The organism is Leifsonia sp. 2MCAF36, assembly GCF_052115525.1.
In the GTDB taxonomy this organism is placed as follows: Bacteria; Actinomycetota; Actinomycetes; order Actinomycetales; family Microbacteriaceae; genus Leifsonia.
Genome location: NZ_JBFRGV010000001.1, coordinates 205,643 through 220,378 on the forward strand (window position 1 = coordinate 205,643; position 14,736 = coordinate 220,378).

Genomic DNA, 14,736 nt, shown 5'->3' on the forward strand with positions numbered 1-14,736 from the left:
ATCCTCTTCCGAGGGGTGGTCGCCCGGGCCGGCCGTGCGTGCCGTCCGGCCCGGGCTCGGGTGCTACTTGCCCCAGCAGATCTTGCTCGCCGCGTCCGGCGTGATGCTGGGCAGGCCGGAGACGGCGGTGTTGGTCACCAGCTGCGATCCGGTGTTGTAGAAGTCGAGGCCGGAGCTGGTCGACGCCTTCTTGCCGGTCTTGGCCAGCTTGACGATCGCCTCCATTCCGAGCGACGCCATCTTCGAGGGGTACTGCTGGCTGGTGGCGCCGATGATGCCCGACTTCACCTGGTTGACACCGGTGCAGCCGCCGTCGATCGCGACCAGGATCGTCCCGTTGGTCTTCCCGGCCGCCTGGAGCGCCTGGTAGGCGCCGTAGGCCGCTGGCTCGTTGATCGCATAGACGACGTTGACGTTCGGGTCCTTGGCGAGGATGGTCTCCATCGCCGTGCGGCCGTCCGCGGCGTCACCGTTCGTCGGCTGGTGGCCGGCGATCGTGTAGGAACCGCCCGCGCCGCCGGTGTAGCTGCCGCTCTTCGCCTCGCTGCCGTTCTTGCTCGCGTCGGGGACCTTGATCCCCATGCCCTTCAGGAAGCCCTGATCGCGGTTGAGGTCGACCGAGACGACCTGTGTGTTGAACAGGTCGAGCATGGCGATGTCGGCCGTCTTGCCGTTGAGCTGTGCAGCGGTCCACTTGCCGATCGCCTCGCCCGCGGCGAAGTTGTCGGTGGCGAACGTGATGTCGACCGAGGAGGGCGGGGTCGGGACGGTGTCGAGCGCGATGACGTACAGGCCGGCCTTCCGCGCCTTGTCGATCGCGTTCTGCACGCCAGGGCCGTTGGGGGTGATCAGGATGCCCTTGTCACCACGGCCGATGGCCGCCTCGATCGCCTGCACCTGCGAGGCGACGTCGCCGTCCTGCTTGCCGGCGGCCAGCGTGAGGGTGACGCCGTCCTTGGCGGCGTCGGCCTTGGCGGCGTCCTCCATGGAGACGAAGTAGGGGTTGGTGGTCGTCTTCACGATCAGTGAGACGCCGACCTTGTCGGAACCGGAGCCCGAACCGGACCCGGAACACGCGGCCAGCCCGAGGGCGGCCATCGAAGCGATCGCTGTGGCGGCGAGGACGCGCTTGCCGACGGAGCGGGGTGCTGTGAGATTCAACTCTGAACTCCTCTAGTGTCTGGAACCGATGTCCAGTGACAACGGTGTCAATAGCTAGGTTTAGAGCATCCCGAGCGCTATAGTCAAGCGAAATCGTTGAATTGGAGATCAAAACGTGACATCGCTGTCAAGTTCGGCACCGACTCCTCCCGGCGCGGCCAGGCGGCCCACTATGCGCGACGTGGCCATGCTCGCGGGGGTGGGCCTCAAGACGGTGAGCCGCGTGATCAACGGAGAGCCGCACGTGTCGGCCGCGACCATCGAGCGGGTGCAGCGCGCCGCGGCGGACCTCAACTTCCAGCCCGACCTCCATGCCGGGAACCTCCGCCGCAGCGACCGCCGCACGGCCACCATCGGCCTTCTCGTCGGAAGCGTCTCCAACCCGTTCTCCGGCGCGCTCCACCGCGCGGTCGAAGACATCGCCGCAAACCGGGGTGTGGCGGTCTTCGCGTCCAGCCTGGACGACAACCCCGACCAGGAGGAGCGGGCCGTTGACGCCTTCCTCAAGCGTCGCGTCGACGGCCTCATCCTCACCACGATCAAGCGCAGCCAGGCGTACCTCCTTGCGGAGCAGAAGCACGGCACTCCCCTGGTCTTCATCGACCGCGAGCCGACCGGACTGGAAGCCGATGCCGTCGTGTCCGGCAACGCCCAGGGCGCCGCGGACGCCACCCGTCACCTGATCGACCATGGCCACCGTCGAATCGCTTTCCTCGGCGACAGTCCGCAGATCCAGACCGCACGGGAACGCAAACGCGGCTTCATGGAGGAGCTCGGTCGAGCCGGCATCCCGACGGGTGAGGTGACGGTGATCGAGAGCGTGACCAGCGAGGCGCACGCGGAGGCCGCCGTCCGGTCGCTCTTCGAGGGCGACAACCCGCCGACCGCCATCTTCAGCTCTCAGAACCTGATCACGATCGGCGCGTACCGCGCCCTCCGTGGCCTCGGTCTGCACCACACCGTCGCCCTCGTCGGCTTCGATGATCTGGAGCTCGCAGACCTCCTCGAGCCGGGTCTCACGGTCGTGGCGCAGGACGCGGCCAGGATCGGGCACCTCGCGGCGGAACGGATCTTCGCGCGCCTGGACGGCGAAGAACCACAGGCTCAGACCTTCGTCGTGCCGACGGTGCTCGTTCCGCGCGGATCCGGGGAGATCCGCCCGTGAGCGAACCGTACGTGTGCGTCGTCGGCGACGCCCTCATCGATGAGTTGCAGACCCCGGCGGGCGTCGAGGAGCATGTCGGTGGCGCCGGACTGAACGTCGCGGTGGGGCTCAGGCGGCTCGGCCTCGAGACGTCGCTCGCGGCCATGGTCGGCGAGGATCGGGCGGGCGATGACATCCGTGCCCACCTGACGACCTCCGGAGTCGCCCTGCATGCCACCGCGGTGCCGGTCTCGGCGCGCGCCGTCTCGGATCGGCGCCACGGCGAACCGCGGTACGTCTTCAATGACGCCGCACGCACCCGGCACATCGCGTTCGATCCTCAGCAGCGGTCCGCGCTCGCGGGCGCGGCGCTGGTCGTCGTCAGCTCGTTCCCGTTCGACGATGTCGGCCAAGCACGACTGCTTTCGGAGGCGATCGAGGATCCAGGCTCGCGCCTGGTTCTCGACCCGAATCCCCGAGCCCACCTGATCTCCGACCTCGACGCGTTCCGTGCAGGCTTCGAGAGCCTCGCCGCCCGAAGCCTCCTCGTGAAGATCGGTGACGAGGATGCGCAGCTGCTGTACGGCGAATCCCTCACGGTCGTCGCGCGCCGGCTCCTCGGGCTCGGCCCCTCGGCGGTGCTCGCGACGGCGGGGGCGGCCGGAGCGTCGCTCTCCCTGGCCACCGGCGAGACCGCGCACAGCCCCGTCCACCCCCTGCCGGGCCCCATCGTCGACACCATGGGGGCAGGGGATGCGACCCTGGCCTCGATCACCAGCACCCTCGCCCGCGACGGCCTGCCGGAGACGCCGGCTGCCGCATCCGTGGCACTGCACGAAGCGATGGCGATCGCCGCCGCCACCTGTCGCGTCCCCGGGGCGCTCCTGCGCCTGCCACCGGTCGCCGCAGCAGAGTAAACGCCCACGCATAGGGCGTCCGCGCCAAGTTCAGTGAACCGGCTGGGACCCGCTCGAGGTGAGGACGGCGAAAGGAGGCGACTCCGTGCCCGGATGGTGCGACTCGGCCGGATCGCCGCCGAGAGCGATCTGGCGGTTCCTGGCGTCGACGTGCACGATCCGCGGTGTGAAGGTCCGCGCTTCTTCGTCGCTCAGCTGCGCGTAGGTCACCACGATGATGGTGTAGCCGACGCCCACCAGGTGCGCGGCAGCGCCGTTGACGCCGATGACACCGCTGCCGCGCTCCCCCGCGATCAGGTAGGTCTCGAAGCGCGCGCCGGTGGTGACATCCAGCACCCCGACCTGCTCACCGGGAAGCATGTCGGCGGCATCCATCAGGTCCAGGTCCATCGTCAGCGAGCCGACGTAGTGCAGGTCGGCGTGGGTGATGGTCGCCCGGTGGACCTTCGATTTGAGCATCGTTCGCAGCATGGTGGGTTTCGCTTTCACACGGGTTCGGTCAGCGTGGCGAGGGCGCTCCGGAGGGTCGCGGTCTGGAGGTCGTCGACGATGGCGGCGGCGCAGCGCGCGCCGTTGCCTGCGGCGATGATCATCTGCTGGGGTCCGGGGGCGACGATGTCGCCGGCGGCGTACAGCCCGGGCACCGAAGTGCGGCCCTCGACGCTGGCGATCAGGAAGCCGTCCGCCGACACCGCCTGCTCGATCCCGTCGAGGAAGGCCGCCGCCGGTTTCCATTCCGGCCGGACGAAGCCGCCGTCGATGGGGATGGATCGGCCGTCCTCCAGCTGAACCGCGCGGACGGCGCCGCGCTCCCCGTCGAGGTCGAGGATGCGCGCGCGCTCCACCCGGACGCCGAGGGCACTCAGGTCCCCCTCCTCACCGGCGGTGACCGCTTCGGACCCGTTGGTGAACACCGTCAGGTCGTCCGTCCACCGCGCCAGGTGCACCGCCCGGCGTGCGAGGTCGGGTGTGGCGCCGATCAGCGCGAGGGCCTTGCCGCGGAGGTCCCAGGCGTCGCAGGCGACGCAGCTGAACACGCTCATGCCGTAGTACGAGCGGATGCTCGGCAGCGCCGGCAGGATCTCCGTCAGGCCCGTTGCCAGCAGCACCGCCTGGGCCGAGATCGTGCTGTGCTCGGCCGGCGTCCGGCCGCCGATGTCGACGAGGAAGCCGTCGCCGCCCCGGCGCACCGCGGTGACCGACCGGCGTTCCAGGTGCGCGACGTTCTGGTATACGGCGAGCTCCTCCTTGGCGTGGGCGCGGAGCTCGGTGGGCCGGATGCCGTCCCGGGTGAGGAAGCCGTGCGAGCGCAGCGTCGCCGAGTTGCGTGGGCGGCTCGCGTCGACCAGCACAACATCCACGAGTGCGCGGGCCAGGTTGAGGGTCGCGGACAGCCCGGCTGGTCCGCCGCCGATGACGACGACGTCAGGCATGCGCGGCTCCCTGCACAGGCAGTGCGGCGATCAGCGGGTGGTCGTACGGCTGCGGCGTGACTTTGGAGGCGCCGCCGGGGTTGCCGAGTTCACTGAAGAACTCGACGTTCGCGGCCCGGTAGTCGATCCACTCTTCGGGCAGATCGTCTTCGTAGTAGATGGCCTCCACCGGGCAGACCGGCTCGCACGCGCCGCAGTCGACGCACTCCTCCACGTTGATGTAGAGCGAGCGCTCGCCCTCGTAGATGCAGTCGACCGGGCACTCGTCGATACAGGCGCGGTCCTTCACGTCCACGCAGGGCAGCGCGATGACGTAGGTCATCGGACGATCACCTCGCGGTTCGAGATGGCGACCTGCTCGTCGCGGGAGACGACCTTGACCCGCTCACGGACGACCTCCCCGGCGAAGCTGTCGCCCAGGGCGCGCTCGTGTGCATCGAGGGCGAGCCACCCCTCCCAGGTCGTGTAGCGGACGCCGCGCCCCTCCAGGAATTCGAGAACACTGTCATCGTCGGCACTGGGGGTGTCGGCGAGGAGGTCGTAGTCCTCCAGCAACTTCTCGATCGTCTCGCCGGCGTCCCCCTTGGTGTGACCGATGAGGCCGACCGGGCCGCGCTTGATCCAGCCGGTCGCGTACAGGCCCGGCACGGGCACTCCGCCATCCAGGACGCGACCGCCGTCGTTGGGGATGACTCCGGCCGACTCGTCGAACGGAACGTCGCGAACCGGGGTGCCGCGATAGCCGATGGCCCGGTAGACGGCCTGAACGTCGTAGTCGCGGAGCTCGCCGGTGCCGCGGATGCCGCCCTGGCCGTCCGGCTCGGTGCGCTCGAAGCGGATCCCGGCGACAGCATCCTCGCCGAGCAGCTCGACCGGCTTGTGCCAGAAGTGCAGGTGCAGGCGGCGGGGCGCACCCGTGGACGCGCGGTCGCGCCACGATTGCAGGATGCGGGCCATCACCTTGGCCTGGTTGCCGGCGGCGCGGCGTTCACCGGTCGGAGCGTCCTCCGCGGACCGGTCGAAGTCCTCGTCGTAGAGGACGATCTCCACTCCGGGAACCTCGCCGAGTTCGCGCAGCTCGATCGGGGTGAACTTGATGTCCTCAGGGCCGCGGCGCCCGAAGACGTGCACATCCTGCACCGGCGACGCGGCCAGACCGGCGTAGACGTTGTCCGGGATGTCCGTGGTCAGCAGGTCGGCCGGGTGCTTCGCCAGCACACGGGCGACATCGAGTGCGACATTGCCGTTTCCGAGCACGGCGATCTGGGCGGCGTCGAGCGGCCACTGCCGCGGCACGTCGGGGTGGCCGTCGTACCAGGAGACGAAGTCGGCTGCACCGAAGCTGCCCGGGAGGTTGAGCCCGGGGAGGTCCACGACGGCGTCGCGCTGGGCGCCGGTGGAGAAGATGACCGCGTGGTAGAGCGACTGCAACTCGTCGACGGTGATGTCGGCGCCCACCTCGACGTTGCCGATCAGGCGGACCGAGCCGTCGGCCAGCATGTCGTGCAGCGAGGTCACGATCCCTTTGATGCGCGGGTGGTCCGGGGCCACGCCGTAGCGGATCAGCCCGTAGGGGGCGGGAAGGGATTCGAACAGGTCGATCCGGACGTCGATCCCGGCGTCGAGCGCGCGGGTGCGGAGGATGTTTCCTGCGTAGATGCCGGCGGGTCCGGCACCGACGACGGCCACTCGGAACGGTCGGGTCATTGGGGGGCCTCTCTGTTGGACAGGGTGCTGTGGGGAACGGAGCTGTGGGAAGCGGTGCTGTGGGATGCGAGCGGAGCGACGTCGAGTTCGGGGTCGGCCAGCCGGACCACATCGCCGACCACGATCACCGCGGGCGACTGCACCCCGCGTGCGGCAGCATCCGCCGCGATCGTGCCCAGCGTGCCGATCGTGACGCGTTGCCCGTCGCCGTAGCCGTCTTCGACGATCGCGACCGGGCAGTCGGTGCCGCGGCGACCGGCGGCGAGCGTCGCGGCGGTGGCGGCCAGCCCCGAGACGCCCATCAGCAGGATGACCGTGTGCTCCGGTCCGCCGGGCACCTGATCGATGTCGGTGTGCGCCGACAGCACGGTGAACCCCGCAGCGACGCCGCGGTGGGTGACGGGGATGCCGGCGATGGACGGGACGGCGATGGCGCTGGTGACCCCTGGCACGACCTCGACCGGCACGCCGGCGGCGCGGCAGAACTCGGCCTCCTCGCCTCCGCGGCCGAAGACGAACGGGTCGCCGCCCTTGAGCCGGACCACGCGCTTGCCCGCGAGAGCATGCTCGACGAGGAGCTCATTGATCCTCCACTGCGGCACGGGGTGGTGATGCGGTCGCTTGCCGACGTCGATGATCTCCACCTCGGGCGCGAGGTCGTCGAGGAGCGCCCGCGGGCCGAGCCGATCCACGATGACGACGTCGGCGGCGAGGAGCAGTTGCCGTCCGCGGACGGTGATCAGGTCCGGGTGGCCGGGGCCACCGCCGACCAACGCGACGGAGCGGGGGGCGAAGCCGTTCATCGGGTCGCTCCCGCCAGCCCGCGCCGGCGCAGCAGCGTGCGCTCGATCGGGGCGAAGACGAGCAGCTCGGCCACGATGCCGACGACCAGGATGGTCAGGATCGTGGCCAGGACGGTGGGCAGGTCGGCGAGCTCGCGGCTCTGCTCCAGCATCGAGCCCAGTCCGAAGCCGAGCGACCCTGCGATGATCTCGGCCGCCATCAGGGACCGCCAGGCGAAGGCCCAGCCCTGGCGCAGTCCCGCGACGTATCCCGGGAGCGCGGCCGGGAAGAGGATCCGCGTCTGCAGCTGGCGGCGGGATGCGCCCAGCACGACACCGACCCGCCGCAGCTGCGGCGGGACCTGGTCGACGCCGGAGAGCAGCCCGTTCACGATCGACGGGACGGCGCCGAGCAGCACGACGAAGTAGACGGCAGCATCCGTCAGCCCGAACCAGAGGATCGCGGCGGGCACCCACGCGACCGAGGGCAGCACCTGCAGTCCGGAGAGGATCGGCCCGACCGCGCGGCGCAGCCAGCGCACCTCGGCGAGCAGCAGACCGAGCGGGGTGGCGATCAGCACGGCCAGCAGGAAGCCGCCGCCGCCCCGGCCGAGGCTGGTGGCGATCGCCGTCGCCAGACGGCCGGAACCCGCGGCGCTGGCGAGCGCCGACAGCACGTCGGCCGGCCCGGGGTAGAGGTCGGGACGCGGGTGGGCGATCACCGTGTACAGCTGCCAGGCGATCAGCGCCGCCAGGACGAACACGGTGGTGGGAAGCGCGGCGCGGGCGATCCGTCGGCTTCGGCGCTGCGCGGTCACGGGAGCGGTCTGGAGCGAGTCCAGCCCGGCCTCCAGAGCGTGCAGCTGGGAGACGTCGCCGCGGACCGGCTGGCCCGCGATGGATCCGGTGGCGACGCTTCCGGCGGCGATCGTTTCAGTACCTATCGCTTCAGGCGGCATTGCGGATCAGCTCCTCTCGCAGCCGGCGGGTGATCTCGTCGTCCAGGCGCGCGGTCTCGACGGGGTCCGTGCCGGAACGCACCTCGGCGGGAACGTCCCATTCGGCGGCGACGCGACCGGGTCGCGAACTCAGGAGCACGATCCGCTCGCCGAGACGCAGCGCTTCCCGGATGTTGTGGGTGACGAAGACGATGGTGCGGCCGGTCTGCCGCCAGATCCGCTCCAGCTCCACGTGCAGCAGGTCGCGGGTGATGGCGTCGACCGCCGCGAACGGCTCGTCCATCAGCAGCACGTGCCGGTCCTGGGCGAGCGCGCGGGCGAGTGCGACGCGCTGGCGCATCCCCCCGGAGAGTTCGTGCGGACGCCGATCCGCGGCATGCGAGAGGGAGACCAGCTCCAGAAGTTCGTTCGTGCGCGCGCTCCGCTGTTCCCGCGGTGTTCCTGCCAGCTCCAGGGCGAGCTGCACGTTCCTCCGTGCGGTCATCCAGGGCAGCAACGCGGCGTCCTGGAACATCATGGCGACCGCACCGCTCGGCACATCGATCTCCCCCGCCGTCGGCTGCTCGAGCCCGGCGATGAGATTCAGGATGGTCGACTTGCCGCATCCCGACGCCCCCAGCAGGCAGAGGAACTCGCCGTCGGCGATGCGCAGGTCCACGCCGTCGAGCACCACCGGAGCGGCAGCGCCGAAGCGCTTGCTCACCCCGGTGAGGGTGACGGCCGAGCTGTCCAGGTCGTTCACGATGCCTACCCCAGACCGCCGGACGAGGCGGGCTGCTGCCCGGCCGCACTGCGGACCGTGTTCAGCGCCGTCAGGTCGAACAGGCCCTTCAGCGAACCGGGGGTCGAGATCCCGACCGCACTCGCGTGCTTCGCCAGTGTGCTGAACGCCGCGGCGTCCGGGTCGGTGTCGAAGGTGACGTGGTCCAGCGCGCGCTGGATCACGGCGTCCTCTAGCGGCTTGCCGGTGTCGGCCTTCAGCTGCGCGTTGATGTCGGTCGCGGCGGCAGCCGGGTCCTTCAGAGCGGCGACCGCGTCCGCGTTGCCCTGCACCAGCGCCTTCACGGTCTGCGGGTGCGCGTTGAGGAACGTGGCGGAGACGGCGAGCACGGTGGTCGGGAACCGTCCCCCCGGCCACAGCGACGCCTCGTCGAGCAGGACCTTCGCCTTGCCATCCACGACGAACCGCGACACCCAGGGCTCCGGCACCCAGGCGCCGTCGATCTTCCCGGCCTGGAACAGGGTCAGCGCCTGTGCGTTGTCGGTCGGCGCGATGGTGACATCCCCGCTGCCGGTCAGCGAGGTCTTGAGTCCCTGCTTGTTCAGCCAGTACCGCAGCGCCACATCCTGCGTGTTGCCGAGCTGCGGCGACGCGATCGTCTTGCCCTTGAGCTCGGCCGCAGACGAGATGTCCCCCGCGACCACCAGGGCTGCGCCGCCGGTCGCCACGCCCGAGACGATCTTCAGCGACTGCCCTTTGCTCTTCAGGTAGGAGTTGATGGCCGGGCTCGGGCCGATGTAGGCGGCGTCGATCGCCCCCGCGCTGAGCGCTTCGATCTCGGCGGGGCCGGCGTTGAACTGCGTGGTCTGCAGTTTCGTCTTCCCGAGTGCTTTCTGCAGCAGGCCGTCGTGGATGCCGACCAGCGCGGGCGCGTGGGTCAGGTTGTCGAAGTAGCCGACCCGGATGGCGGCGGCGGGCGTGGACTCCGCGCTCACCGCGGGGGCCGAGCAGCCGGTCAGGGCGGCGCCGGCCGCGGCGAGCACGAGGACGGTGAGGGTGCGGAGCGGGTTACGCACGCTGGTCCTTTCCGGAGACGATTCCGGCGGCGAGGGTCGCACCGGACTGCGGGTCGATGAGCAGGAAGGCGCCGGTCTGCCGGTTGTCGGCGTACGGCTCGAAGGGCAGGTCTTCCGACGTCCGGAGGGTGACGTGACCGATGTCGTTCGCCTCGAGGGCGTCGGCCGGAACGATCTGGAGGGTCGTGAGGTCGCGTCGGCCCTCGATCTCGGTCAGGCGCGCTTGGACGGTGCTGGTCCCCCACTTGAGGAGCAGTCGCGCTCCGGGTACGCCGCGGGCGGCGTCCAACCAGAACACCTCGGCCGTCACCTCCGAGCGCGGCTGCGGGAGGGTCCCGGCCGCCGCGATGAGAGCGCCGCGAGCCAGGTCGAGGTCGTCCGCGAGGCTCACTGCGGCGGACTGCGGCGCCCGTGCGGCGGCGACGCTGCGCCCGGCCACGTCGATGCGGGTCACGACGGATGTCGCCCCGCCCGGGTGGACGCTCACGCGGTCGCCCACGGCGATGCTGCCCGAGGCGATGCGTCCGGCAGCGGAGCGGTAGTCCCGGTAGTCGGCGGGGTCGAGCGCAGTGACGTCGAGCCCTGCGGCGAGCGCACCCTGCGGACGCAGCACGAGCTGCACCGGCAACCTGAGCTCTTCGGTGACCGCCTCGAGCTGGTCTCCGGCCGGCAGCGATTCGAGCAGCTCGAGCAGCGCCGGCCCCCGGTACCACGGGGTCCGGGGCGAGCGCTCGGCGACGTTGTCGCCGTCCACCGCGCACACCGGCACGATGTGGAGGAAGGGAATGCCCAGGCCGGCTGCGACCTCGGCGAGGTCGTCGCTGACGGCCTGCACCCGCGCGGCGTCGAAGTCGATCAGGTCGATCTTGTTGATGGCCACGATCACGTGCGGCACGCGCAGCAGGCTGATCACCGCGAGGTGGCGGCGGGTCTGCTCCAGGACTCCGTGGCGCGCATCCACCAGCAGCACCACGGCGTCGGCCGTGGTGGCTCCGGTGACCATGTTGCGGGTGTACTGCACGTGCCCCGGGCAGTCGGCCAGGATGAACGACCGCGCGTCGGTCGCGAAGTAGCGGTAGGCGACATCGATCGTGATGCCCTGCTCACGCTCGGCGCGAAGGCCGTCGGTGAACAGCGCGAGGTCCAGCCCGCCGGACTCCCCGCCGAAGCCGCGCTCCCGGGAGGTGCGCTCGACCGAGGCGAGGTGATCGGCGAGGATCGCCTTGGAGTCGTGCAGCAGCCGGCCGACCAGCGTCGATTTGCCGTCGTCCACCGAGCCGGCGGTCGCGAACCGGAACAGAGTGCCGCGCACCGCCGTCGCGCTGTCGGCCCGGAGGTCGTCGTCGAGTTGCAGCGTCATCAGAAGTATCCCTGTCGTTTCCGGTCTTCCATCGCGGCCTCCGAGATGCGGTCGTCCGCCCGGGTGGCGCCGCGCTCGCTGAGGGTGGATGCCGCCACCTCCCGAACCACTGCTGCGACGTCGCGGGCGTCCGACTCCACCGCGCCCGTGCAGCTCATGTCGCCGACGGTGCGGTAGCGCACCAGCCGGCGCTCCACCGTTTCGCCGCGATCGGCCGGCGAGACCTCGCCGACCCCTCGCCACATCCCGTCGCGGGCGAAGACCTCACGCTCGTGCGCGTAGTAGAGCGACGGCAGCTCGATGCCTTCGCGCTCGATGTAGCGCCAGATGTCGAGCTCGGTCCAGTTGCTGATGGGGAACACGCGCACGTGCTGACCCGGAGTGTGCCGGCCGTTGTAGAGGCTCCACAGCTCAGGGCGCTGGTTGCGCGGGTCCCACTGGCCGAAGCCGTCCCGAAGCGAGAAGATGCGCTCCTTCGCCCGGGCCTTGTCCTCGTCGCGGCGCGCGCCGCCGAAGACGGCGTCGTGACGCCCGGCCTCGATCGCGTCCAGCAGCGGGACCGTCTGCAGCGGGTTCCGGGTGCCGTCGGAGCGCTCGGACAGCCGGCCGTCGTCGATGTAGTCCTGCACCCGGGCCACTGCCAGGGGGATGCCGAAGCGCTCGGCGGTCCGGTCGCGGAAGTCGAGGACCTCCGGGAAGTTGTGCCCGGTGTCCACGTGGAGCAGCGAGAAGGGGATGCGCGCCGGCCAGAACGCCTTCGCCGCCAGGTGAAGGACCACCACGGAGTCCTTGCCGCCGGAGAACAGCAGAACGGGACGTTCGAACTCGGCGGCCACCTCGCGGATGATGTGGATCGCTTCGCTCTCGAGCTGGTCGAGGTGACCGAGCGGGAGGCGGGTGATGGCTGTGCTGATGGTCATTGGTGCAGTCCGCATTCGGTCTTGGCGAGGCCGGCCCAGCGGCCGGAGCGCGGGTCTTCGCCTTCGGCGACGGGCTTGGTGCAGGGCTCGCAGCCGATCGACGGGTACCCGTTCGAGAGAAGCAGGTTGAGGGGCACGTCGTTCGCGGTGGCGTAGTCGAGGAGTTCGTCGAACGTCCACGCGGCAAGCGGGTTCACCTTGACCAGGCCGTTCTTCTCGTCCCAGCTGATGAGCGGCGTCGCGGTGCGGGTCGGCGCCTCCTCGCGGCGCATCCCGGTGAACCACAGCTCGTAACCGCTCAACGCCCGGCGCAGCGGCTCCACCTTGCGGCGGGCGCAGCACAGGTTCGGGTCCCGGGAGAACAGCTCGGCGCCGAACTCCGCGTCCTGCTCCGCCACGGTCTGCTCCGGCTTCACGTCCACCACCCGGACGTCCAGCGCCCGGGCGACCTCGTCACGCGTCACGTAGGTCTCCACGAAGTGGTAGCCGGTGTCGAGGAAGAGCACATCGACGCCGGGCAGTGCGGACGCGACGACGTGCGGGAGGACGGCGTCGGCCATCGAGCAGGCGACGGCCGTGCGCTCGAGGCGGAAATTCTCGGCGACCCAGGCGACGACCTCCTGTGCAGTCGCGTTCTCCAGCTCGCGGGCCCCGCGCTCGGCGACGGCACGCAGCTCGGCCACCGGCCGGAGTTCGAGCGGCCGCACCGCAGGGCTGCCCAGGTTGGTCGCGGTCATTGCAGCGCCTCCTCATCTGCCCGATGGGCCCACTCTGCGAACGTCTCGGCCTCGCCGCGGTCGGCGAGGAACCGCTTCACGATGCGCTCGACGTAGTCGGCGATCCCGTCGGCGGTGACCTTCAGCCCGCGGACCGTGCGGCCGAGTCCGGCCTCGTCGCGATCGCGGGATGCGAGTCCACCGCCGAGGTGCACCTGGAAGCCGGGCACCTGGCCGCCGTTGCCGTCCGGGAGCAGCTGGCCCTTCAGCCCGATGTCGGCGGTCTGGATGCGCGCGCACGAGTTCGGGCAGCCGTTGACGTGCAAGCTGAGCTGCGTGGGCAGGTCCAGGCCCTCGAGCCGCTTCTCCAGCTCCTCGACGGCGGTGGTCGCGGTGGCCTTCGTCTCCACGATCGCCAGCTTGCAGAACTCGATGCCGGTGCAGGCGATCGTGCCGCGGCGGAACACGCTCGGGCGAGCGGAGAGCCCGAGCTCCTCCAGCTCGGCGACCGCCTGCTCCACGTGCTCCTCGGGGATGTCGAGGGCGAGGATCTTCTGGTGCGGCGTGGTCCTCAGCCGGCTGGAGCCGTGCCGCTCCAGCAGGTCGGCGAGTTGCGCGAGGGAGGTGCCGGACACCCGGCCGACGAACGGCGTGACCCCGATGAAGTAGCGGCCGTCCTTCTGTTTGTGGACGCCCACGTGGTCGCCCGCTGTCGTCGGGGCGGCCGGTGCCGGCCCGTCGGCGAGCGGAGCATCCAGGTACTCGTCTTCGAGCACCTGCCGGAACTTCTCAACACCCCAGTCGGCCAGCAGGAACTTCAGGCGCGCCTTGTTCCGGAGGCGGCGGTAACCGTAGTCCCGGAAGATCTGCACGACGCCGTGCCAGACCTCCGGCACGCGCTCCGCCGGGACGAACGCGCCCAGCCGCTCCGCGAGGCGCGGCGTCGTGGAGAGGCCGCCGCCGACCCAGAGGTCGAAGCCGACGCCGTGGTCGGGGTGATCGACGACGACGAAGGAGACGTCGTTGATCTCGTGCACGACATCCTGGCTCGGGTGTCCGCTGATCGCGGTCTTGAACTTGCGCGGCAGGTTCGCCAGCTCCGGGTCGAGGAGAAACCGGTCGGCGATCTCTTCGATCAGCGGCGTGGGGTCGATCAGCTCGTCCGCGGCGATCCCCGCGACCGGCGAACCGAGGAAGACGCGCGGCACGTCGCCGCACGCCTCCGTCGTGCTCAGGCCGACGGACTCCAGGCGGCGCCAGATCTCCGGGACGTCCTCGACCCGGATCCAGTGCAGCTGGATGTTCTGCCGGTCGGTGAGGTCCGCGGAGTCGCGTCCGAATTCCGTCGAGATGCCCGCGATCGTCCGCAGCTGTGCGGTGGTCAGCTGTCCGCCGTCGATGCGGACGCGCAGCATGAAGTACTCGTCCTCGAGCTCGTGCGGCTCGAGCGTCGCGGTCTTGCCGCCGTCGATTCCCGGCTTGCGCTGGGTGTAGAGCCCCCACCAGCGGAAGCGTCCGTGGAGGTCCGTCGGGTCGATGGAGGCGAACCCGCCGGTGGCGTAGACGCTCTCGATGCGCTCACGGACGGCGAGCCCGCCGTCCTCCTGCTTCCACACCTCGTTGCCGTTCAGCGGGGTCTTGCCGTCGACCGCCCACTGACCGTTCGGTCGCGCGTCCGGCCGACGCGACCGGGTCGCCGCCGGCGGCGCGGTGTGCTTTTCCGAAATCGTCACCGAGAGTCCTTCCTCCGCGCGATGGCGGATCAGGTAAGGAACCTAAGGCGAAGGCGGCGACGGACGGAAGGACGCCCGTCATATTTGGACTCAATCCAGAAAGCTGT

General features: G+C 70.4%; 14 protein-coding genes and 1 pseudogene. 2 read left to right on the plus strand and 13 right to left on the minus strand.

Annotated features, from left to right (window positions below):
• Positions 1-63: 63 nt before the first annotated feature.
• Positions 64-1,161, minus strand: a complete 1,098-nt coding sequence (locus AB4079_RS01000; RefSeq protein ID WP_441785412.1) for a substrate-binding domain-containing protein — start codon at positions 1,159-1,161, stop codon at positions 64-66.
• 172 nt (positions 1,162-1,333) lie between these two features.
• On the opposite strand from AB4079_RS01000, the gene AB4079_RS01005 reads away from it, so the two are divergent.
• Both AB4079_RS01005 and AB4079_RS01010 read left to right on the plus strand, forming a co-directional pair.
• Complete coding sequence (locus AB4079_RS01005; protein WP_441785413.1) at positions 1,334-2,326, plus strand: LacI family DNA-binding transcriptional regulator; 993 nt, start codon at positions 1,334-1,336, stop codon at positions 2,324-2,326.
• Positions 2,323-3,222 (plus strand): PfkB family carbohydrate kinase, encoded by a 900-nt coding sequence (locus AB4079_RS01010; RefSeq protein WP_441785414.1) that lies wholly within the window; start codon positions 2,323-2,325, stop codon positions 3,220-3,222. The genes AB4079_RS01005 and AB4079_RS01010 overlap by 4 nt, the downstream gene beginning before the upstream one ends.
• A 30-nt stretch (positions 3,223-3,252) precedes the next feature.
• Here AB4079_RS01010 and panD read toward each other — a convergent pair whose 3' ends face one another.
• The 12 genes and pseudogenes from panD to AB4079_RS01070 all read right to left on the minus strand — a co-directional run bounded on the left by panD (position 3,253) and on the right by AB4079_RS01070 (position 14,623).
• A complete protein-coding gene (gene panD, locus AB4079_RS01015) occupies positions 3,253-3,693 on the minus strand; it encodes an aspartate 1-decarboxylase (protein ID WP_441785895.1) in 441 nt (146 codons plus the stop codon).
• A 14-nt stretch (positions 3,694-3,707) separates the two neighbouring features.
• On the minus strand, positions 3,708-4,655 hold the full coding sequence (locus AB4079_RS01020; RefSeq protein ID WP_441785415.1) for an NAD(P)/FAD-dependent oxidoreductase: 948 nt from the start codon (positions 4,653-4,655) through the stop codon (positions 3,708-3,710).
• A complete protein-coding gene (gene fdxA / locus AB4079_RS01025; protein WP_441785416.1) occupies positions 4,648-4,977 on the minus strand; it encodes a ferredoxin in 330 nt (109 codons plus the stop codon). The genes AB4079_RS01020 and fdxA overlap by 8 nt, the downstream gene beginning before the upstream one ends.
• Entirely contained in the window at positions 4,974-6,362 is a 1,389-nt protein-coding gene (locus tag AB4079_RS01030) for an FAD-dependent oxidoreductase (RefSeq protein WP_441785417.1), read from the minus strand. Before AB4079_RS01030 ends, fdxA begins: the two co-directional genes overlap by 4 nt.
• Positions 6,359-7,150 (minus strand): annotated as a pseudogene (gene cobA, locus AB4079_RS01035) (uroporphyrinogen-III C-methyltransferase); the annotation flags it as partial. The pseudogene cobA and the gene AB4079_RS01030, both read right to left, overlap by 4 nt.
• A gap of 11 nt (positions 7,151-7,161) precedes the next feature.
• Positions 7,162-8,103, minus strand: coding sequence for an ABC transporter permease (locus tag AB4079_RS01040; RefSeq protein ID WP_441785418.1), 942 nt, complete (start codon positions 8,101-8,103; stop codon positions 7,162-7,164).
• Complete coding sequence (locus tag AB4079_RS01045) at positions 8,093-8,845, minus strand: ABC transporter ATP-binding protein (protein WP_441785419.1); 753 nt, start codon at positions 8,843-8,845, stop codon at positions 8,093-8,095. The genes AB4079_RS01040 and AB4079_RS01045 overlap by 11 nt, the downstream gene beginning before the upstream one ends.
• A 5-nt stretch (positions 8,846-8,850) precedes the next feature.
• Complete coding sequence (locus AB4079_RS01050; RefSeq protein WP_441785420.1) at positions 8,851-9,900, minus strand: ABC transporter substrate-binding protein; 1,050 nt, start codon at positions 9,898-9,900, stop codon at positions 8,851-8,853.
• Positions 9,893-11,260, minus strand: coding sequence for a sulfate adenylyltransferase subunit 1 (locus AB4079_RS01055; RefSeq protein ID WP_441785421.1), 1,368 nt, complete (start codon positions 11,258-11,260; stop codon positions 9,893-9,895). Before AB4079_RS01055 ends, AB4079_RS01050 begins: the two co-directional genes overlap by 8 nt.
• On the minus strand, positions 11,260-12,180 hold the full coding sequence (gene cysD, locus AB4079_RS01060) for a sulfate adenylyltransferase subunit CysD (RefSeq protein WP_441785422.1): 921 nt from the start codon (positions 12,178-12,180) through the stop codon (positions 11,260-11,262). The genes AB4079_RS01055 and cysD overlap by 1 nt, the downstream gene beginning before the upstream one ends.
• Positions 12,177-12,917 carry a phosphoadenylyl-sulfate reductase gene (locus AB4079_RS01065; RefSeq protein ID WP_441785423.1) on the minus strand — a complete coding sequence of 247 codons (741 nt, stop codon included), beginning with the start codon at positions 12,915-12,917 and terminating at the stop codon, positions 12,177-12,179. Before AB4079_RS01065 ends, cysD begins: the two co-directional genes overlap by 4 nt.
• Positions 12,914-14,623 (minus strand): nitrite/sulfite reductase, encoded by a 1,710-nt coding sequence (locus tag AB4079_RS01070; RefSeq protein ID WP_441785896.1) that lies wholly within the window; start codon positions 14,621-14,623, stop codon positions 12,914-12,916. The genes AB4079_RS01065 and AB4079_RS01070 overlap by 4 nt, the downstream gene beginning before the upstream one ends.
• Positions 14,624-14,736: the final 113 nt, after the last annotated feature.